Source organism: Candidatus Kapaibacterium sp., from assembly GCA_023957315.1.
Lineage (GTDB): Bacteria > Bacteroidota > Ignavibacteria > Kapaibacteriales > UBA2268 > PGYU01.
Map to the genome: position 1 here is coordinate 43,618 of JAMLHE010000017.1, position 22,406 is coordinate 66,023.

14 protein-coding genes are annotated in these 22,406 nt (G+C 38.3%); 7 read left to right on the forward strand and 7 right to left on the reverse strand.

The window, feature by feature from the left end:
- The first annotated feature begins 62 nt into the window (after nucleotides 1-62).
- The 3 genes from asnS to M9949_13535 all read left to right on the forward strand — a co-directional run bounded on the left by asnS (nucleotide 63) and on the right by M9949_13535 (nucleotide 3,737).
- A complete protein-coding gene (gene asnS / locus M9949_13525) occupies nucleotides 63-1,415 on the forward strand; it encodes an asparagine--tRNA ligase (protein MCO5252422.1) in 1,353 nt (450 codons plus the stop codon).
- A gap of 34 nt (nucleotides 1,416-1,449) precedes the next feature.
- A complete protein-coding gene (locus M9949_13530; protein MCO5252423.1) occupies nucleotides 1,450-2,748 on the forward strand; it encodes a serine hydroxymethyltransferase in 1,299 nt (432 codons plus the stop codon).
- Between the two features lie 314 nt (nucleotides 2,749-3,062).
- Nucleotides 3,063-3,737, forward strand: coding sequence for a hypothetical protein (locus M9949_13535; protein ID MCO5252424.1), 675 nt, complete (start codon nucleotides 3,063-3,065; stop codon nucleotides 3,735-3,737).
- Nucleotides 3,738-3,949: 212 nt separating this feature from the next.
- Here the strand turns inward: M9949_13535 and mscL are convergent, their stop codons facing one another.
- Both mscL and M9949_13545 read right to left on the reverse strand, forming a co-directional pair.
- Nucleotides 3,950-4,357 carry a large-conductance mechanosensitive channel protein MscL gene (gene mscL / locus M9949_13540; protein ID MCO5252425.1) on the reverse strand — a complete coding sequence of 136 codons (408 nt, stop codon included), beginning with the start codon at nucleotides 4,355-4,357 and terminating at the stop codon, nucleotides 3,950-3,952.
- A 25-nt stretch (nucleotides 4,358-4,382) separates the two neighbouring features.
- Nucleotides 4,383-5,297: an Hsp33 family molecular chaperone HslO gene (locus M9949_13545; protein MCO5252426.1), complete on the reverse strand. Its 915-nt coding sequence runs from the start codon at nucleotides 5,295-5,297 to the stop codon at nucleotides 4,383-4,385.
- Between the two features lie 129 nt (nucleotides 5,298-5,426).
- Here M9949_13545 and M9949_13550 point away from each other — a divergent pair, with 129 nt between their 5' ends.
- On the forward strand, nucleotides 5,427-8,096 hold the full coding sequence (locus M9949_13550) for a VWA domain-containing protein (protein ID MCO5252427.1): 2,670 nt from the start codon (nucleotides 5,427-5,429) through the stop codon (nucleotides 8,094-8,096).
- Between the two features lie 81 nt (nucleotides 8,097-8,177).
- On the opposite strand, the gene M9949_13555 is transcribed toward M9949_13550, so the two are convergent.
- The 5 genes from M9949_13555 to M9949_13575 all read right to left on the reverse strand — a co-directional run bounded on the left by M9949_13555 (nucleotide 8,178) and on the right by M9949_13575 (nucleotide 19,012).
- The gene (locus tag M9949_13555) at nucleotides 8,178-8,957 is read right to left on the reverse strand and encodes a hypothetical protein (GenBank protein ID MCO5252428.1); all 780 of its coding nucleotides are present in this window, start codon (nucleotides 8,955-8,957) and stop codon (nucleotides 8,178-8,180) included.
- Between the two features lie 53 nt (nucleotides 8,958-9,010).
- Entirely contained in the window at nucleotides 9,011-11,902 is a 2,892-nt protein-coding gene (locus M9949_13560; protein ID MCO5252429.1) for a T9SS type A sorting domain-containing protein, read from the reverse strand.
- Between the two features lie 494 nt (nucleotides 11,903-12,396).
- Nucleotides 12,397-14,559, reverse strand: a complete 2,163-nt coding sequence (locus M9949_13565) for a cytochrome b/b6 domain-containing protein (GenBank protein ID MCO5252430.1) — start codon at nucleotides 14,557-14,559, stop codon at nucleotides 12,397-12,399.
- On the reverse strand, nucleotides 14,556-15,986 hold the full coding sequence (locus tag M9949_13570) for a cytochrome c3 family protein (GenBank protein MCO5252431.1): 1,431 nt from the start codon (nucleotides 15,984-15,986) through the stop codon (nucleotides 14,556-14,558). The genes M9949_13565 and M9949_13570 overlap by 4 nt, the downstream gene beginning before the upstream one ends.
- A gap of 194 nt (nucleotides 15,987-16,180) precedes the next feature.
- Nucleotides 16,181-19,012, reverse strand: coding sequence for a cytochrome b/b6 domain-containing protein (locus tag M9949_13575; GenBank protein MCO5252432.1), 2,832 nt, complete (start codon nucleotides 19,010-19,012; stop codon nucleotides 16,181-16,183).
- A 285-nt stretch (nucleotides 19,013-19,297) separates the two neighbouring features.
- Between M9949_13575 and M9949_13580 the strand changes: the two genes are divergently transcribed.
- From M9949_13580 to M9949_13590, 3 genes are all read left to right on the forward strand, one after another.
- Nucleotides 19,298-20,209: an actin-related protein 2/3 complex subunit 5 family protein gene (locus M9949_13580; GenBank protein ID MCO5252433.1), complete on the forward strand. Its 912-nt coding sequence runs from the start codon at nucleotides 19,298-19,300 to the stop codon at nucleotides 20,207-20,209.
- 160 nt (nucleotides 20,210-20,369) lie between these two features.
- Nucleotides 20,370-20,798, forward strand: a complete 429-nt coding sequence (locus tag M9949_13585) for an RNA polymerase sigma factor (protein MCO5252434.1) — start codon at nucleotides 20,370-20,372, stop codon at nucleotides 20,796-20,798.
- Complete coding sequence (locus M9949_13590) at nucleotides 20,779-22,401, forward strand: T9SS type A sorting domain-containing protein (protein MCO5252435.1); 1,623 nt, start codon at nucleotides 20,779-20,781, stop codon at nucleotides 22,399-22,401. Before M9949_13585 ends, M9949_13590 begins: the two co-directional genes overlap by 20 nt.
- The last annotated feature ends 5 nt before the right edge of the window (nucleotides 22,402-22,406 follow it).

Consider the following 22,406-nt stretch of genomic DNA (forward strand, 5'->3'; position numbering starts at 1 on the left):
AGATTATTTTGCCGTGATATTCGTATTTTTGTAAATACAATGTTTATAAAAATGGGATAATTATGTTGTCGAGTTACAAAAGTTTTCATTATATCGAAGACATCCACAAGTACGTAGGCGAAGAAGTCACTTTGCGTGGCTGGGTTTACAATCTTACCGGAAAAGGGAAATTACAATTCATAATGCTTCGCGACGGCACCGGAGTAATCCAATGCGTCGTTTTCAAGACTAATGTCAGCGAAGAAGCTTTCGAAAATGCCAAAAGCCTGACCCAAGAGTCATCAATTAGTTTGACAGGCAAAGTAGTAAGCAACGAAAAAGCCCCGGGCGGCTTTGAAATAGATGTCACAAATTTGCAGATTATTCAATTAGCTCAAGAATACCCAATAACTCCCAAGGAGCACGGGGATTCGTTTTTGATAGAGCATCGCCATTTGTGGTTGCGTTCATCGCGCCAACATGCGATTATGCGCGTCAGAGCGGCTGTGATGAAAGCAATTCGTGACTTTTTCGACGGTAACGGATTCAAACTAATGGATTCGCCGATTTTGACTCCAAATGCTTGTGAAGGCACTTCCACATTATTCGAAACCGAATATTTTGATTTGGGGAAAGCATACTTGTCACAATCGGGTCAACTTTACGCCGAAGCAACAGCACTCGCTTTGGGCAAAGTTTATACTTTCGGACCTGCTTTCCGTGCCGAACGTTCCAAAACGCGTAAACATTTGACTGAATTTTGGATGGTCGAACCCGAAATGGCATTTTTCGACTTGAACGATGATATGGATTTGGCTGAAGATTTGGTCGAATACATTGTCCAATATTGCTTGAAAACCTGCCAAAAGGAACTTCAAACATTGGAACGCGACATTACAAAACTCGAAAAAGTTCGTCGCCCATTCCATAGAATGAGCTATTCGGATGCAGTTGATTGGTTGGTAGAAAACAAAATTCCTCTGAACAAAAAAATTGACGGCAAAGATGTCGAAATACTTCCATTCCCATGGGGCGAAGATTTTGGCTCGCCACAAGAGGAAGCAATCATGGAACAATTCGACAAACCGTTGATAATTCATCGCTACCCGACTGAAATTAAAGCCTTTTACATGAAACGCGACCCAATCAACCCAAAAGTCGTTCTTGCAATGGATATGTTAGGACCTGAAAAAGCGGGCGAATTAATCGGTGGCAGCCAAAGAGAAGACGATTTCGATTTGCTGTTACAACGCATTAAACATGAAGAATTGCCCGAAGAGGAATTCAAATGGTATTTGGATTTGCGTCGCTACGGAAGTGTCCCCCACAGCGGATTCGGACTCGGAGTAGAGCGCACAGTTAAATGGATTACCGGAGCGGCACACATTCGCGAGGTAATTCCTTTCCCAAGAATGATTTACAGAATTACACCATAAATTGGAATATTATTCAATAAAAACGGATTTTGATATGTATGAAAATGTAAAAAAATATGACCCCGAACTGTACGACATTTTGATGTTAGAAAATGGAAGACAGCACGACAAAATCGAATTAATTGCAAGTGAGAATTTCACTTCCGAAGCTGTAATGCAAACGCAGGGCTCGGTGCTAACGAACAAATATGCCGAAGGATATCCGGGCAAACGCTACTATGGCGGTTGCGAATATGTGGATATGGCTGAAGACCTTGCTCGCGAAAGACTGAAAAAGCTCTTCGGTGCGGAATATGTCAACGTGCAACCACACAGCGGAAGCAATGCCAACATGGCTGTGTATTTCACATTCCTCAACCATGGCGACACAGTCATGGGATTGAGCCTTGCTCATGGCGGTCACTTGACTCATGGTTCGCCTGTGAATTTTTCGGGCAAATTTTATAACTTCGTAGCTTACGAATTAGACCCTGCAACAGGCAGAATTGACTATGACAAAGCGGCTGAATTAGCCAAAAAGCACAAACCAAAGCTAATCACAGTTGGTGCTTCGGCATATCCGCGTGATATTGATTTCAAGAAATTCCGCGAAATAGCAGACTCAGTGGGTGCTTTCCTATTTGCAGATATTGCTCATCCCGCGGGATTGATTGCCAAAGGTAAACTGAGCAATCCTGTCCCCTACTGCGATATCGTCGCTTCGACTACTCACAAAACTTTACGCGGACCTCGCGGCGGTATCATCATGACTCATAAAGATTACGAAAATCCATTCGGAATCGTTGCCCCGAAATCCGGTCGCGTCAAAAATATCGGTGAAGTTTTAGATTCGTGGGTGATGCCGGGCGTGCAAGGTGGTCCACTTATGCACGTAATCGCTGCTAAAGCTGTGGCATTCGGTGAAGTATTGAGCGACGAATTTGATTTATACGCAACTCAGGTAATTAAAAACGCCCAAGCATTCGCCAAAGCACTTGTATCCAAGGGCTACGATTTGGTCAGCGGCGGCACAGACAACCATTTGATGCTTGTTGATTTGCGGAACAAAGGCGTGACCGGCAAACAAGCCGAGAATGCCCTTGATGAATCCGGCATCACTTGCAACAAAAACGCAGTGCCCAACGATACTCAGCCACCATTGGTAACGTCGGGTATCAGGCTCGGAACTCCGGCGATGACTACTCGCGGATTGAAAGAAGATGATTTCGTCCAAGTTGCTGAATTTATTGACAAAGTAATCACCAACATCGGTAACGAAAGCGTTTACGAGCAAGTCCGCAACGAAGTGAAAGAATTCACCTCGAAATATCCGCTACATCAAAAAATGCTCTAATCTAACTGAGGCTGTCCGATTGGGCAGCTTTTTTTTTTGCCTTGTAGATGTGCCACACCCGGCAGGTGTGGCACATCTGAAATGTAGGGACAGAACAGCGTTCTGTCCAAAACATAGCCCACGGTTTTAACCGTGGGAGAAGAATGTCAACCTCGTAGATTTGCCACACCTCCGAGGTGTGGCACATCTGAAAACATAGGTCTGGAAGACAAAAACAATTTCAAAATTTGCTACTATTCAATTTTTTCATAAGTTTGTGTTTTGTATTGTTGGATTCTGATTTTAAAAATAAGGTATATCGAAAAGGTGAAATCATGAACAAGATTTGGATTATTTTGATACTATTAGTGCTAAATGCGCAATATATTTTTTCGTCAGAACTGATTAGTTCAATCGAAGCACAGTATTTAAATGATGAAGTAATAATAAAAGTTAAGATTTTCAACCCGACTGATGATTCATATATATTTGCTCTATCGGATTGGGCAGTCAAAGCGAATAAAGATAATGTCATTCCTCAGGTTTTGGGTAGTTTTTATAGTTTTTCAAATGAAATCTATTTTATAAGAGATGGTGATGCTTATTTAAGCCCTGCTTGTGGAGTATTTGAACATAAATTTGATAAAATACCACATTTTGTACGCTTGCTTCACAAGGACTCATTAAATTTGACAATTCATATGAAGAACGAAGATTTTTTCGAGCCTCTTTTTAAAGATACAACTTATAGAATTGAATTTTTTATGTTTTACTCTGATGACGAAATATTTTATCGGTCTTTAAGAAACATAAATTGTAAATATAATGATATAGTTTCGGAAGAAAAACAATATAGTTTCAATGTGCAAAAGACAAAGCGTTTGCATTTTCATGTGGGTGTACCTCATTTTAAAGGTTGCAAATGGGATAAAAAATATTCTGAAATATTAGATATTGGCTTTGTAAATAGGATTGAAGCAGTTTGCGAATTTTATGTTCCGGGAGATTGAAAAAAGCAGAATTGAAATTTGTCAACGTATTTCAGGATTTTCCCCGCATTTCATACGGGGTTATTCACATTTAACCACTTCGTGGTTTGATAATGTTGCATATGATACGTTCCCCGCATTTCATACGGGGTTATTTATATTCAAGCCCTTTGGGCTTGCTGTATTCTAACCTTCCGAAGGTTTGGAACCTTCGGAAGGCTTTGAATGCTTTTTTACTTCCTCAACAAATCTCTGATTTCGGTTAGCAATTCTACTTCGGGGCTTGGTGCTGCCGGTACGGTGAGTTCGGGAGCGGCTTCTTCTTTGCGTGTCAATCTGTTCATAGCTTTAATCGCCACGAAAATAGCAAATGCTATGATAACAAAATCAATCACATTGTTGATAAACATGCCATAATTTATAGTTACGGCTTCTTGTGCTTCTGTAGCTTCTCGGAGTACGTAGCTAAAATTTTGGAAATCAACTCCGCCTACAAGCATTCCTATTGGTGGCATCACGACATCGTTCACAAATGAACTCACTATTTTGCCGAATGCAACACCAATAATCATACCGACTGCTATATCAACTACGTTGCCTTTGACGGCGAATTCTTTAAATTCTTTAATGAAACTGCTCATAATAGCTCCCAATAAAATGAAAAAATTAATTAGTTTTTGCCAAAGATTCTTCGATTAGCTTGTCGAAGTCGTCATCTTGGATATAATAATGTTTGTTGCAATATTTACATACCAACTCATTGTGTTGGCTGCTTTTCATGGATTTGATTTCCTCTGCTCCAAGTGTCAACAATTTCGAGAGAAACATCTCTTTCGAGCATCGGCAAAAGAAATCAACTTGCGTGCTGTTGATTACATCGAACTCGAAGGGAAGCACTTCTTTCATTATTTGCTTTGGATTCAATCCCGCCGAGAAATAATCTGAAAGTGGTGTAATGTTTTCCAATTTATCCAATACTGCTTGGAGTTGGTCAATGTGAAATCCCGGCATAGCTTGCACCATAAGTCCGCCTGAATGTTTGATTTCGCCTGAATCGTCAAATTCTACATCCAACACAACTGCCGTTGGGATTTGCTCGGATTGAACGAAATAATATGCCAAATCATCGGCAATATCGCCCTTGACAAGCGGGACAATTCCCTGAATAGGTTCCGCTTTGTGATACAAAATCTTTGTGATTCGTAGCGAACCCGAACCAATAATTTCCGAAATGTCATTTACATGGTAGATGTTTTCGGTGTTGTTCATATCAACATATCCCCTGACTTCGCCCAATTGCATTGATTCGGCAAATAGTTTTTTGAATACATTGCTACCGTCAACTTCGATGACTACACGCTCCTCGCCCTTTAGAAATGAGGCAATCATGAGCGATGAAGACATCATTCGCGACAAGAAAAACGCCGATACTTTATCCAATTTATGGTTGCGTTGCGCTGTGAGTGAGGTATTTGAACTCTTTACACATACTGCTCTGAAAAAGCCGTCCTTCGATAATACCCTTACCGAGCGGTCTCGCTGCTGGAATATTTTTTTCAATTCTTCATTTTGTTCATTCATAATTTATCCCTAATTTTATATTTTTGAATTAAACATTCATTTATAACAAATATAAGTGTAACCAAATTCATAAAAAAGTAGTCTATTTAGATAAGTTGAATAACATTTTTCTTAAAGGTGGTTGAGAGTATGAAATTTTTAATTTTAACAATTGCGTTTTTGGTCTCTTTAAGTTCCGTTTCAGCACAAAGGTCATTCGTAGAAGCCGGTGTAAAGGGGGAATCACCCTATTTTGAATTGCCACCGGACATTAACATCGAGCATTTCCCCTTACTATCAACAAAAGCGGACGTCACCATTTCGGGTATGATGGCAGATGTGACTATTACCCAAAGCTACGTCAATCGTGGCGAAAAAGCCATCGAAGCCGTTTATGTTTTCCCGGCTTCCACTCGGGCAGCAGTGTATGCTATGGAAATGAAAATTGCTGATAGGACGATAAAAGCAGTAATTCAACCGAAAGTGAAAGCACGTGAAATGTACGAAGAAGCCAAGGAAGAAGGCAAAAGTGCATCACTTTTGGAGCAAAGAAGACCAAATATTTTCTCAATGAATGTGGCAAATGTCATGCCCGGCGATACAATTCAAGTAGCATTGCGATATACCGAAATGCTGATTCCCGAAGAATTGGAATACGAATTTGTGTTACCAACAGTGGTCGGTCCGAGATATATTTCGGAAAAGAACGACACTGATAATCCGGTAGAAAATGTAGGATATATACCTTCAAATGTGCCGACATACGATTTTGATATTTCCATCACGATGAACACAATCATCCCAATGGACAAAATCAGTTCAAAATCGCACAAAATTGAAATTCAAAAACTCAACGATAACCAACAAATTATCAAATTGGCAAAAGGTGAAGAGAAAAGCGGCAACCGCGATTTCATCCTTTCCTATCGTCCGGCGGGAGAAAGAATCGAAACGGGACTATTGCTACACCAAGGCGATAAGGAAAATTATTTCATGTTGGTAATCCAACCGCCTAAAAGAGTCGAAATCAAAGATGTCGTGCCGCGGGAGTTCATCTTTGTGGTTGACGTGTCGGGTTCAATGAATGGATTTCCGATAGACATTTCAAAAGCTTCTATGGAGCAATTGCTTCGCCGAATGCGTCCGAATGATTTATTCAATGTGATATTATTTGCTTCGGGCACAGTTTTATTTTCGGAAAATTCAATTGCCGCTACCGATAAAAATCTAATGAATGCGATTGAATTCATCAACAAAGAACACGGACACGGCGGCACAGAATTAATGCCGGCGTTAGAATTAGCATTGAATATGCCGAATAATGAGGGCTATTCCAAATCTATTGTCGTGATGACAGACGGATTGGTTGGGGTTGATAAAAAAGCTGTGAATTACATTCGCGACAATCTAAACAAAGCCAATTTATATTCATTCGGAATCGGCGGATATATGAACCGATTTTTAATCGAAGCAATGGCATTAGCCGGAGCAGGCGAGCCGCTTATTATTACTGAACAAGAAGGAGCTCAAAAAGCTGCAGATAGATTTATGAAATATATCGAATCGCCCGTATTGACTGACATTAGCATCGAATTTGACGGATTTACGACTTACGACGTTGAGCCAATCAAGCCATTCGATTTGACTGCCGAAAGACCAATCATTGTTTATGGCAAATACGAAGGGCATCCGGGCGGAAAAATCATTTTGAGAGGTAAAACTGCAAAACAAGATTTGCATGTAAATATTCCTGTTGACAGGTTCGGCAAAATGGACCAATCGAACGCAATCAAATATATTTATGCCCGAAATAAATTGAAATTAATCGAAATGTATGATAATTTCGGCAAAAATAATTATAATGATAAAAGCACGCTATCATTTGAAGATGCAATAACTGAGATTGGCATGAAATACAATCTTCTTACCGAGCATACTTCGTTTGTGGCAATTGATTCGGAAATTCGCAACGCAAACGGTGAATATGATACTATTAATCAGCCGTTACCGATTCCTGAGGGAATGGGTTCCATGGTAATTGCCGTAAACATGATGTCACGGGGTTCGGCATCCGGCGGACTCAGCGGTGGATATCCATCACGTATGTCTGCACAAGGTGGGGATGGTGTTGATTATGGTGGATTTAGTAGCAATATTGAAATAGAAACTCCAATAATGCCATATTACGAAAATGTAAATTATTCCGATCTCGTAGTCTATCTAAAGGATAGTAGCAGGGTTTTTGACTATAATTTGGAAAATATGATAATAAACGGCAAATTATTTTTAACAGATGATGGCAAGTTTGATAGGGTTGAAATATCTAAAAAATATCTTCTTGACGATTATATTTTATCTGAAATTGACAAGACTGTTAAGGATTTATTCATCAAAGCTAGCAAAGAAGAGGACTTTGAAATCCCTGAAGAGAAAAGTGGCCCATTTAGTCTGTCCCTAAAACTGCCGGATAGATTCATGATGAAATATAAGGGCAAGACTATTGAAGCTGAAAAGAGGAATGGAAATATTTTTGCGATACTCAAAGAAGGTAGTGGCGAACAAGTCATGATAGGCACCAAAGCAAAAATTGAGGTATCTTATTTTGATGCCGAAAATAATTTGCTTAAAACTCATACATATAATGATATATTCGGATTTGGCAAAGTGCCGGATGGAATATCGGCGATTGTACACAAATCAAAACGCGGAACCGAAAAGCTGATTTCCTTTATTTTTATGCACAACCCGACGAACATAGCTCCCAAGGAAGTCGTGGAAGAAGGTCATAAAATTAAATATATAATTGTAAAAGTATTGTAATTAAATCATTTAATTAAAAATAAAAAATGCACGGGTTCAGGCTCGTGCATTTATTTTGTTGTTTATTTATAAATTAATTCTTTACATTTTAAACATAAAATCTATTCCAACATTGAATTTATTGAATTTTAAATTCGCGTCTGATATAAGAGAAGTAAAGTAGTAAGTGAAATTGGTGTATGGACTTATTTGAATAGATGACATGTTAAAATCGTAGCTAATACCCGCATTAATCCCGAATTGGAACTTATTAAACTCTTCAATTTCCGATTTATCTTTCATTACCATCGTCCGACCATTGTTTTCGAGTTTGAAACCTTCTTGAGGTCTGAATGTATGATAATCCGGCTCATGCACATTATAAACTCTTTTGATTTCATTTTTTATAAAATAATCAAAACTTAATCCACCGGCAAGATTCAAATTGCCAAGGAGATAATGTTTGAATTGCAACTCCATGCTAATCGCAGATAAATCGAATTGGTCCACAGTGGTGAAATGTCCCATCACAATTTCATTCTCTGTGTCATCTATTCCAATCAATCTCTCTTCGTAAAAAGTGCTTTCAAACCCGTAGTCGTTATATGTCATCCTAATAAGTATCGTTTGAACAAGAAATTCGACAGGTTTGATTTCCGCAACAAGACCAACCGGAAAAGAATAATTCCGTTGGCTGATTTTATCCGGCGTCCCGGCAGTCCCGGAAAATCCTTGATGCCATGAAAAATTAGTATTGTCCGAAGTATGCAAATAGCTCATTGCACCGCCTGTGATGCCAAATTTCAAATAGTCATCGTCTGCGATTGCACTATTTTGCATTGCGAAAACAGATATTACAGCCAATAAAATACACTTAATCATTTTCATAAATTTCCTCTAAATTGCTTTTGAATTATTAATTAATTAATACTTTATTATTTTACAACAATAAATGAGACTCTTTCGATTTTGCCGCTCGATTCGACATCTGCAAAATAATATCCGGCAGATAAAGTACTCAAATCAATTTTTGCAGAATGATTAGTCGGTTCAAATTCAATCAATTGTTCGCCATAAATATTATAAATTATAACGCGTTGAATCGCTTGGCTGACTACATTGTCAAAAACTACAAATTCACTTGTGGGATTTGGATAAACCCTGATGCTTTTGTTATCATTGTTGTCGCGAACGCTCAAAGGCGAATTAGATATTTCAATATTATCAACATACCAGCCCTCATCTGCATAAATTTTGTTAGAAATAAAGCGGAATCTTACGAAGCTCTGTTCCCATTCGTCAGTATTTTCAAAATGAATTGATTCAGGCTTCCAATCTTCGTGGTCGAGTATTGAATTCTGCCATGGTTCGTAATAAGTTTGATTATATCTCCCGATAATTGTCCATTCCGATTGTAGGTTTGGGGCTATTTCAACGTATGCTGAATCGCCACGATGTATAACTGCTGCATGGCGAAATAAAATATAAACATCTTCATTATTTGCCAAATCAATCGGAAATACTATCAATGTGTCATGCTGCTCGGCTTTGTAATGCCCATCAGGAGATATTGCAAATGAAAAAGGTTGACTGAAAGCAAATTTATTGGTCTTTTGCCAATTTCCTGCAAGGTAATATTTTGGCAGTGGTCCCGTGTCAAAATTCTCATTCAAGTCGGAATGATTTTCGCCTGAATAAATCAAAAGCCTCTCTGAGAAATTGCTTTGAGTGGTTAATTCGATTTGTGGGAAATAATCCTCTACCACAACATTCAAAATATAAAACCCGGGCTTAGCAGTAGTAAATTCAAAAGTTTTGACCAATCCGGTGTCTGAAGCGGTAAGTAGGTACGATTGGATGAATGCGCTATCCAGATAAACTTTCAATTTGCTGAGATTATAAATTGGAGTTATCGAATCTGTTCGTAAAGTTGGTAATTTGACTTCGATTTTTATATCTTGATTTTGCCGAACAACCGAAGTAATCCAAGGTTTATCGGGCTTTTGAGAGCCGCCGGGATAGGCTGTCAATTCCATCGACGGGCTTTTGTCTTCATTTCTAAAAGCATAAATTTTGTAGTCATAATCTTTGAATGGAATGAGTGCGGTGTCTATGTAAATGTCCGTTCCACCGGGTAAAGTAGCGAGCAATTCTCCGTCTCGATAAAGATTCAAATCATAATCATCGGGCAATAGTGGCTGCCCGAATGCTTTTTTCGCGGGCGGTATCCACGTCAAATCAACTTTTGTAGGCTCGGACGGATTAAAATCATATGCAAAATCACTCGGTGCTTCGGGTGCACGTGTGTTTACTATTGCAGTAAATACATCACTATCCCGAATATTGGTAACTGCACCACGCATGTCCACCCAAGACGGATAAATTATACCGTCAAAAAAGGCGTTGCCACTGTAATCGCCCGCAAAGGCATTGCTGCCGAATGGATTCAGCCTAATATCGCTGACTATGTCCGACACCCTGCGGTCAATCCATGTATCACCGCCATCAGACGAATAACTGACATAGCATTCAATCATAATATTTTCGGGGTCGTTTCTGCTATCGAGATACATAATTGCCAATTCGCCACTTTTGGGGTCCATACTCATCCATTGCCAGAATTGGTCATTGTCGTTTTTTTCATGAACGATGACCGGTTCAGTCCAAGTTTCGCCTTCGTCGGTTGATTTCGAAAAATAAATATTGGGCGGATTATCCGCAGCCCAACAAAGATAGAGGTCGCCACTTCGTTCGCCTTCGGTGTTATCGCACACAATTACAGGATAGGCTTCTGCTCGGACACGCCCTTTGACTGTATGGCGATATCCTTGACCGGGAATGAATCTTGTTTCGCCGAAAATATTATAATTGTGAATTATTCGCGGCTCGGTAAATGTTGCACCGCCGTCATAAGATTTGACAAAACCGATACCGTGAACAATGCCATGATTCCAAACAACGTATAGCTCACCATTTGGTCCCGTGGTTGCAAGCGGGAAACTTTGCCCGAAAGTTGTATCTTCGGAGCTTCCTGAGACTCTATCGCTAATTGGAAGGGGTTTAGTCCACGTCGAGGCGAAGTCAGTTGACTTGGCGATTACAATTTGTGTTGCAGAATCTCGCGGTGTGACTCTTTTCCATGGGATGTAAACATGCCTGTAATAAGGTGATTTGGGCGAATTATCCACTTGCACGTAGTATTTATCTTCGAAATTAGAATCTAAAGTCTGTGGACCCGTGTGTACAATCACCGGAATATGAGCTTCCCAATTCTTGCCATCGTCAGTAGTTCGGGCAATGAATACTCCATTTTCACCCACAAGTCCGGCATCGCCGCTTTCGAGAGAGCCAAAACCGCCATATACTAAATAGCCGATTCCTTCGGCATCGAACATCACCGACGGGTCATTGGATGAGCGCCAAGTCGGGTATGGTTTCCCGAGATTGAAATTTTTCCATGTAATACCACCATCGCTGCTGACATAAACCCAAGTTGAAGATTCTGCTCGATAGTCCACAGCAGACGCAATTAGAATTTTGGGATTAACGGGATTGACAGAAATCGAAGATTCGTTCTGCATTGGATTCGGGTCGGAAAGCAGCTCGTCGAGCGTTGCATTGACATTTAAAAATAGTGGAACTTTGCTTTTTTGCGATAGGAGATAACTCGGATACACCGTCCTATATTTCGTAGGGCGTGGTTGAGCGGATTCCTTCAAACGATTGAATGCATCAATAGTGCGCTGCCGCTCGTTATTGTCATCGGCTAACATAAAATTAGAAGCAAAAACAGCCAATAGCAAGCAAAGTGTAAATATAGTTTTCATAGATTTTCTCATTTTATTCAATAAATTTTCGTAAATTATGCAAATATAGGATAATTTCCAAATAAAATCGGAAATTTGCTTGTAAATATTCATAGAATGCGTTTGAATAAATCACATTAGCCCTTCAGCATATAGGATAGAACAGCGTACTGTTCATCTTGAACAGGATTATCAAGATATCGTGATGGACAGGATTAAGCAATCAAAACTAAAATAATTTAACCGCAGTGTTCGCAAATTAAGAACCTTCCGAAGATTTGGAACCTTCTGAAGGTTAAATGATTTTCTATAAATTTCTCTTCTTTTCAGTTGTAACAACTGACATGACGAGACAAATAAACAGGGGTTTAAAACATAATTTACTCTTGTGAATCTTGTAATCTTGATAATCTTGTTTAAGATGAATAGAATATATTAGTTTTTCCTAAATAATTTGCGTAAGACCTCCTAACCCCCTCTTGAAAAGAGGGGGAAGAAGACATTTCTTAACTTATTTATTTTTTGAATGCCTGTATGCTTTTGACTTGCTTTATTCCGTGGCAATCGGAACAAAGTCTGTTCTCGATGTTGAGGTTTTCGCCACCGGGGTGCTTAAATTCCAAGTCTAAACCGCGTTTTTCTTCAGTCTGTCCGGGCGCTTTTTGCGAAATAATTGTATGGCAAACATTGCAATCGTGGCTTACTACTTTTCCGTCGATAGATTTATGTTTACCGCCGTGGCATCTGAAGCAGCCATCGGAATACATATGCCCCAAATTATTAGGGAAACGTTTCCAATTTGTATGCATTTCGGGGAAATAATTACGCAAATAAATTGTGTTAATGTGATGAATTGACTGCTGAATCTGATGTTTTTTCTCTTTCGCTATTTGTGGGTAATATTTATTATAGAAATTATTTATATAATTACTAATTTCAGCCAAAGAATTTTCGCGATTAATCGAATAAGATTCGAGTATTTGGACGGAGAGATTTTTGATAAATGGCAAGGAATTGTCAATTTTGTTGTTCGACATATATGTATTGACTTCCTTGTAAGGAATCTTGTAAATGTGCGCCGGGCGGTTGTGACAATCAATACAATCCATTTTCCGTAAATTGTCAGGCTTAAGCATATCCGGTGTTATTTCGTCGTCCTCTCGGATATAAATAGTCGTATCACCTGTCAATTTTGAAATCACTCGTACCCAAGGAATATCTTGGCGTTCGTAGTCATTTGCAATATAATGAATCTCATTAGCGAGATTCATATGCCAATGAATCCCGGATTGCCTACCGCTTTCTGGAGTACCACCACCGGTTTTGACCAACATAGTCAACATCGTTTCGGAATTTACTTCGTCCGATTGGAAAAAATCGTAAACTATTTTCTTTTCGCTATTGAAATTTGCGGGCCAATGGCATTGCTCACAAGTCTCTTGGGCAGGGCGTAAATGAGCTACAGGCACTTGTATAGGTTTTGAATATAAATCAAATAGAACTGAAATCAGCTGCCAACTACCGGATAACTTAGATTTGACAAACCAATCTGCACCCGAGCCAATGTGGCATTTGACGCATCCCACATTTGAGTGCGGAGAATCCTGATATGCCAAATATTCAGGGTGCATAACCTGATGACATGCCTCGCCACAGAACTCATCAGATTCCGTATATTCGTAAGCCTTAAATGAGCCGAATACTGTGAATAACAACAAAATCACCCCAATAATTGACATAAATGCTATAATTCTTTGTGTTTTAGGATTATTTAAATCTATTATTGGAAATGGTTTATCTTTCTTTTGAGCCAGAAATCGTTTTTTACTTTCCCATAAAGCACCGAGAAATATCAATACTATGCCGAGACCAAGAATTCCGGGCAAGAAAATGAAAGTTATAATGCCGATATATGGATTGTCAAATCCGGCAATTATATCAACAAATAAAAGTCCGATAATTACTACAAATGCCATTAATGCCAATAAAGAGCCGAGCATAGTAAGCGGATTATAAAATGATGTCGGGAAGAACTTCTTTTGCTTTACTAAATCCGACGGTAATACCGGCTCCGGCAATTTTTCTTCGTATTCGAGGCTACCGCTTACAATAGCTTTGTAAAATTGACCAACTGTCTTGCCTGTTGTGCCCAAATATAAGTGCAAAAGGAAAAATGCAGTCAGGAAAAATCCCATTATCGTATGAAGAAGCGTTATAACCCATACACCTGAGGTGCCAAAAATTTTATCGGGCATCAGATTTGGAATCAAAATAATTAATCCTGTAATAATTATACACGGAATAATCACATACATTATTTTCAAATATAATAATTGTTTGAAAACACCAAATTTATTTATAGTCGGGTCATACGCCAATTCTTGCTGAATAAATATATTCCAAAAATAATATTTTAATTCTGCAAAAATTTTCTTTACAATTCCTTTTTGAATTTTGAAATAGTGTTTTGCATTCCCTGTTGCGAAATTCATCACGAAGAATAGAATATAAAGAGCCGTCATCGTGATACCGGAATAAATATGCATTGGCAATGATGTGCCGACAGGTACAATCCCGAAATGCATACCAACTCCGGAAATCAAAAGAAGAAGAAACAAAATACCTTGCAAAATATGCCAAATTCTAATCCAAATCGGGTATAGTTCTAACTTTTTCATTTTGACTCCTTTTTGCTTCTGAAATACCATCTAATATAAGCATGAGCGAGTAAACCAATAAATACGCCACCCAGAAGTATAAAACTCAGATTATCAAGAATTAGACTACGAGACAAGCCGACGTAACTGCCACCACCTATTGTGCCGTCAATTATTCCGGATTCTCCGGTTTTGCTTGTTTTGTAATAATTTGCCAATTTCGACTTCAAATTCCTGTCTTGCTCGTGGCATGGATTGCACGTTTTTACACTTTTTTCCAAAGGCAATATATTATGCGATAAATAAGGCACAGTATAACTCGAATGACAATCGAAACAAGTTACTGCGGCAAAGTGGCTTTCGAGTTCCGGCAACCACGAATGTGATTCCAATAATGATTTGATATTGCTTTTGCTCATTAAATCAGTATCGCCATGGCAAGTAACGCAATAAATCATTTTGCTGTCTATGGCAAATTGTTTGTTCAATTTATTGCTTTTGAAAATCGCATCAGCAACTTGGGGAACCCTCTTCAAATCATGCTCGAAATGACAGCTGACACAAGATGCAGCATCCATGTTGCCTTTGATTTGAGCTAAGCCGTGAATACTGTTTTGATATTCTTGAGCAATATGAACGTGGCATTTTCCACACGCTGAAAAAGAATTTTTGACACTGAGACGAGCTTCAAAATCCTCATTTTTCTTAATATTATGAAATCCGTGGCAATCTGTACATACTGCAGCGTGCTCTTTGCCCTCGGCTTTCAGTTGGAAATGCCTCGAATTAGAATTTGTAATCGTTTTAATAACTGATGGATTTTTTGTGTCATGACTATGGCAATCTGTACAAACTTGATTTTGGTTAGCTTTTCGCTGAGTATAATTTCCAATCCAGCCCTTAGTGATGGGTTTACTATGGCAATAAATGCAATCGGGAGCATTTTCGTCCGAGATGCTCAATAAGGCTTTGTAATGCTCCGATTTCATATATTCGTCAACCACATCTTGATGGCAAGTGCCGCATTGATTAAGAGAATGAATGCCGGAAACCTTGCTGCCTTTGCCCTTTGCCGGAGTTGTGTAATGGTAGCCATGACATTTTTTGCAGTCGTTTTGCAAAGGAGCATCTGCCATCCATGGGTGGAAAGTGTGCTTTTTTTCAACTCCTTGATGACAGGAGTTGCAATCAATTCGCCCAATATTTTCTTTATGCGGGATATCATAAGGGTCGAATCCCTTGTGACAATCTATACATTTCACATTTTTATGAGCAGAAAAGATAAACTTTGAATTATCCACCCATAGAGAGATTTTTGAACGCCCCTTTTCCATATACATATCGGGGTCAGAATGACACATCATGCAATCATCGTTCTCTATCGAACTGAGAGTCCCATAATTGGTGATTATCAACATGAATGTAACAACAAAGTATAATATTTTCATATATTAGCACTCTTAATTTGTAAGCAATTATCAATTTCCAACATGACACTAAACCATAATTCAAATTACACAAAATATCTTAATTTACCAAATAGAATCGATGTGATGAGATAACGATAGATAGGATTTTATCATTCTTTACGTAATATTCATCCGATGACTCTAAGTCATCGGATGAATTGATAATAAGCTATTTAAAAATTGATGCTAATAATCGAATAAATTATTAAAAATACAATTAATAATCCGGTCAATAAAGCTGCCCACCCAAAGATTGAATGAACTTTCTTTTGGGTCGGAGTGGGTGCGTCAACGTATAGTTCTTCCAATTTTCCTTCTTCGACTAATTTTTCATATTCTGCGGGTCTGTCGAATTTGAATTCTTCTACATCGTAACTGCCTGAGAAAATTACTGTATCCATAGGGAATTTTTCCGGGCGGAAGTGCGTATTGAAGAAATGTATCGTGAATATAAATCCGGCTGCAAGCAATGCCTCGTCACTGTGAATAATAGTAGCAACGTTAATGAATTGTCCGGACATAAATTTGGTGAAAAATTCAGGTATCCAGAGCATAAGCCCTGTTGAGCCAATTACGAAAATACCCCAAAATACCGCAAAATAGTCGAATTTTTCCCAGTATGTCCATCTTCCATATTGCGGGCGCGGTCCTTTGTTGAAAAACCATTTCATCGAGCCGACCAAATCTTCCCAATCTTTTTTATTCGGTAAAAGTGAATCGGGTCCCAAAAGCATTTCTTTCCATGAGCTAAATTCTTTACGTTTGTTGAATATTAAATCGAAAATATGAGTAAAGAATACACCGAACAATATTATTGCCGCAAAGCGATGGAAGAAACCGGCAACTTCGACACCACCAAGCATCTTGACGCTGAATTGTGCCCACCAAGCATAGGAGAACTTTAGCATCATACCTGTGGCAGCAAGTGTCAAAAAGCATAGTATCATCGTGACGTGCAAAATTCTATTCAAAGGTGTGAATCTCCTAACTCGTTTGCCCGAATGACCCGCTGCTTTGAGTGCCATGATTTCTTTTCGCATCTTTAATGATTTTGGCAACCACAATAACGTGTGCAACCATGAAACCAGAAATGTGCCGAGAAGAAGTATTGTCATACCCCAAAATGTGATGAAAAGCAGAGGATATTTTTCGGGGTCGTGATGAGTTGCATGTGTCAAATAGCGAGTGAATCCTTTGTTTGCCGCCGGGTGACATTTTGCACAGGTTTCGACAATGTTGTCACGTGAAAGTGTCGAATTCGCGTGTGATGTTGGTAATATCATATGGGCGCTATGGCAATCTTGGCATTTAGCAGCTTTGCCCGAACCAAGCAGCGACGCTTTTCCGTGATAGGTATCGAAATATAAATTAGTAATTTTCTCATGGCATTTGCCGCAAGTATTCAACATGGACAATCTAAACTCATCTTTCGATGGGTCAACTACAGAGTGAGCTACATGACAAGTGTTGCAATTAGGCAGTTCATCATTCGATTTTGATACCAAAGGCGAATGGATACTTTTATCAAATTGAGTCTGAATTCCCCAATGACATTTGCCGCAAGTATGGCTTATATTGTCCTTGTGAGTTGAGGATACGGGATTTTCATGATTTGCTTCTAAATGCGCAGAGTGACAATCCGAACAATTTGCCGTTACTTTGAGCCTCCCTGATTTCAAGCCCTGCCCGTGAATACTCTCGGAATAAGTTTCGGTAAGATGCTGTACTTTGCCTTCCATTCTGACCGCTGCTTGATGTCCGTCTTGGTGACATTCTGAGCATAGGTTAGGAATATTTATAGCAAATGTTTTAGACATTGGATTAATTTTAGGGAGAACTTCATGGTCATTGTGGCACGTGACACAAGTTGGAGCATCTTTTTCACCAGTCAAGAATAGCTTCCCATGGCTACTTTTCATATAATTATTGTTTACATTGTCATGGCAACTTCCGCAATTCACTTTTGTGGTAATAGTTTCGCAAGAACGAATTTTCGATGGTCGAACTTCAATGTGGCATTTACTGCAAGCAAGGTCTGAATGTACCGAATGGTCTAATTTTGTCAAATCAACATACAAAGAGCGCCCATCTGTAGTTGATTTAATATTTTTATCCTGATGGCAATTCAGGCATTCTTTTTTTGCTAAACCTACATCATAAAATGACTTACGCACTTTATGCGGTTGGTGGCAGTCAACGCACGCCGGCAATATATGAGCTTCTTTTTCCCATAATTCGCCATCAATAATTTTCTTGTGAACATCCTCAATTCGAGCGTGGCATTGAGCACACGTAGCGGCAATATTATTCCGTGCAATCGAAGACCTCTTGTCAGTATGGGGCAAAATTGCATGTGCTGTATGGCATGAAACGCATGTTGCGGTCACAACCAAGCCCCGTTTGAAAAGACCTTCGCCATGAATACTCTCAGAATAGTTTTCTAAGATATGCGATTGGGGAATATTCCTTGCTGTTTGTACAGGTGAGCCTTCTTGGTGGCACTTCCCACACATGAATGGTATTTTGAGCGGTTGCACGGGCGATTTTTCGTGTTTAGCATCAACAATTTGGTGACTTCCGTGGCAGAACTGACAATTGGGTGCTAAAGGGTCGCCCTTTTTGAGAGCAACACCGTGAAAGCTCATGTCGAAATCCTTTTGCTCCTTAGTGTGGCATTTGCCACAGGTAGCAGGTTTCAATTCATCCTCGTGAGGCAAATCCACACCTGCTAAATCTGTATGGCAATCAATGCACTTGACTTCAGCATGAACTGAGCCCAGAACGTGATTGGGATTGACATACATCGAAATACTCTTGCCCTTGCGGGTACCTTTCAAATCTTTGTCGTCATGACACATCATGCAATCGTCGTTCTCTTCGGGCATTGAAACTTGTACCGCAGAGTTGAGTGTTGTGAATGTCAAGTAGGCTATGAGAGCAAAAACCAAGCTATATGTTATGGTTACTGCTTTCCCTCTATCTTTAAAATGACTTATTATGTTCATATTAAAATAATTATTTTATTTTTACAATCAATACATATGTGAAATTAAGTATTATTTTTTATTCACACAAGGAAATGAATATAATCATAAAATATTTTTTTCATTTTGTCACAATTGTAACATATTGAATTGTATGTACATTCGTTTTGCATTATTATGTCAATATTTTGGCTATAAATATTTCTTCTCGTATTGAAAATTTTTTTCACGATAAACAAAAGCTGAATTCGTTCGTTACTTTCATTTGAATTGTTGTGAGTGTCGGTTGATTAATTAGGAAAATGTATGAAGTTATTAGTTATACTGCCTTTTTTGTATCTTAGTTTCATATTCGTCCCATCTATATTTGGTCAAGATTTGCCTTGTTTGACGGATTTTATCGGAACTCATTATGAGACTGATGTTAATGCATCCAATCCGCCCTATTCGGCTGATATGCCTGAATCTGTCGCAATAGCATACCGATTCTTGGATAGTTTGACTAAAAGCTCTAACATTGATGAATTTTATGGCAGATTATGGCGCCAAGACTATAATGACACACTCCTAACCGTGATGAAATATTTGTATAAAACTATTGAATATAGTCCGGAAATATTTCTCAATTACCTTATTTATGGCGAATTGAACAAGCAATCTGTGATGGACTATTATTTTGCGTTCGTCGAACAAATAAGGAGAGCATCGCCCACCCCAATCCTTGATGCATCATTGACATCATCATACTTAGTTGCACGAGTGACAGTTAATTCGATTCTGATGCGAGCCACATCATACAAAGTCCAATCCAAAACAGTAAGAGAAGTAATAGCGACGGTTGACACGATTTTCAAAGGGAAACAGCTTTTGACATGTGGCGATGAAGGCTCAAATACTGCACAAACATTAAATTGCTTGAAATTTGACTATGTCAAGGAATGGTTTGAAGATAAAAATCCCAATTTTGAGATGGAACTAAACAAATCCTACCTCATTTTCTTCGAATACAGAATGATATGCATAACGGAAGCCTCGACATTTTTCAGTTTGTTGCCCCTCAGCACGGCAGGTTCGGCAGTAAGGTCCATATATCCAATCGAGAATGACAATCTGATTGACGAACATAATGAGCTTGGCTTTGGCACTTCCGTACCAATTAATACTGTGATAGATGGCATTAATTCCCGAATAAAAGCGATTAAAAACTATAAGCCTTGAGGTGGAGATAGAAAATTTCTCTAAAATTGCACCCTTTTTTGAATATTTAAACACTTACCCACAGAATATAAAAAAGGATTGAAAACTGAATGATTTAAAAGCACATTTTACCGAATGTTATCGTCGGAATAAAGATAGTCTGTGGAGATATTGTCTCTTCATGACAAGAAATACTGACGATGCAAAGGAATTACTGAGCGAAACTCTTTATCAGGCTTTCTTAGGATTTGCCAAACTCAAGAGTGAAGATGCTTTCTTAAGCTATGTATTTACCATCGCTAGTAGGGTGTTTTACAAATCAATTAAATTTCAATCCAACTTTGAAAAGGATTTTGATTTTGACAATTTAATGGACAACTCATTGCATCCGGATGTCATGGTTGATATTCAAATATTGCGACAAGCAATGAATAAGTTGAAACCGGATTACAGAGAAACGCTGATTTTATCAGAAATTGAGGGCTTTTCGAGAAAGGAAGTGAGTATAATTATGAATGTGAGTGAAGAAACTATTAAATCAAGATTATACAGGGCGAAAAAGCAATTAGCTGAATTAATTGGAGTGAAAGATGAATACAGAGTTAAATAAATACTTTGATTCGGCTAAGAAAATGAATCAATTTAAAGAGCCATTGGATGATAAGGAATTGAATTCTATCTTGGCAGTGAATAAATTTGCTCATAATTCACCTACGAATGTTGAACTGTTTGGGAGTATCGCAATGTTGACTTTTTTAGTAGTGTTTAGTTTTCTAAGTATAAATCAATACTTTGAGACTTCAGAATTTCTTGAAAACGTAAAAACCAGTGAGAATTCGAATTTCCAAATACCAGATATTGAAAATCCGTCAGTCGATTTGATTGACAATTCGGAAATCCAAGTATTAACCGAAAGCAAAACCAAACATATTGAAGGAAGAACTCAAATCATATCTCAAGAGGAATTGACAAACTATCCGATTTACATAAAAAATCCATTTAGAACCGAACCACTTCAACGGGCGCAAAATGTATTTTCGATTGGAACCAATAATACATTAATAGATTTCCTCGAACCCGGCTCTATTCAGACCGATGCTGAAGGTAGTCCAATTCCGGGGCTCATAACTTTAAATCTAACAAAAGATGAGTTGGCAAAATTAAATATTCAATTAAATGAAACAAGCGTATCATATTCAATTGAATACTTTCATCAGTTGCATCCGATTCCAATGAGAAATAATAAATCTTATAGTAATCTTCCGGCTAATTATGAATTAGTTAAGAGAAATTACCCTGTAAATGGCGATACACTTCTTGTAAAAGCCAGACATGAAATAGATTTAACGCATAAACTTGATGAGTCTATACTGATTAAAGCTACTATTCATGCTACTGCATATAGAACGGCAAACACTTCAGACACTATTGACGGAAAAATAAAATATAATTTAAAAAATGTAATATTGCATAGCCCTGTTCATGAATACATTGGAATGGATTATGCAGTCGCTTATGAAGACTGGAAGAAGCGTGCTTTGCAAGGTTTTGTCAATAATATTGCAACATTCGGTAATTGGACTAAAGATTCCTACAGCAAAGTTGTACCGATAATAGCCGCTTTTAAGTACAATAACACTGACCATAAATATGTATTTATTTCGCATGATTCCCCGATTAATCAAAAATATATTGAAAACATGGATTACTCTAAGCTTTTGCCAATCGAAATTAAATTCAAGAATAATGATTTAATTGAAAAATTAGTATTGTGGTATTATCCTACTGATGAATTTATTGAATCATTGCCGGAACGCTACAGGAAAGCTTTAATAAATGAAATTGAAATTATTTCATCAATCGAATCCGGCACATTAAGCTTAGAAGAAGCGTGCAATTTCATTGAAGAAGAATCATTTTACGATTATTGCCGATTTGCCAACGGTGCAATCGAAATACAGAATTTATATCCCAATCCGGTATATAGCGGTTCGATTACAATGAAATTCAAAACAACTGAAGTGCGAAATATCGAGATAAATATTTATGATATTCAAGGTGCATTCATTGGCAGACTTTCAAATATCAATAATTTGAAAGCCGGAGAACATCATATAAAACTTAATTTGACTAATTTGACAACAGGCACATATTTGATTGGTCTCAAATCCGATAAAAATGAATTTGTTTCGCAACGAATAATAATCAACTAAGGAGA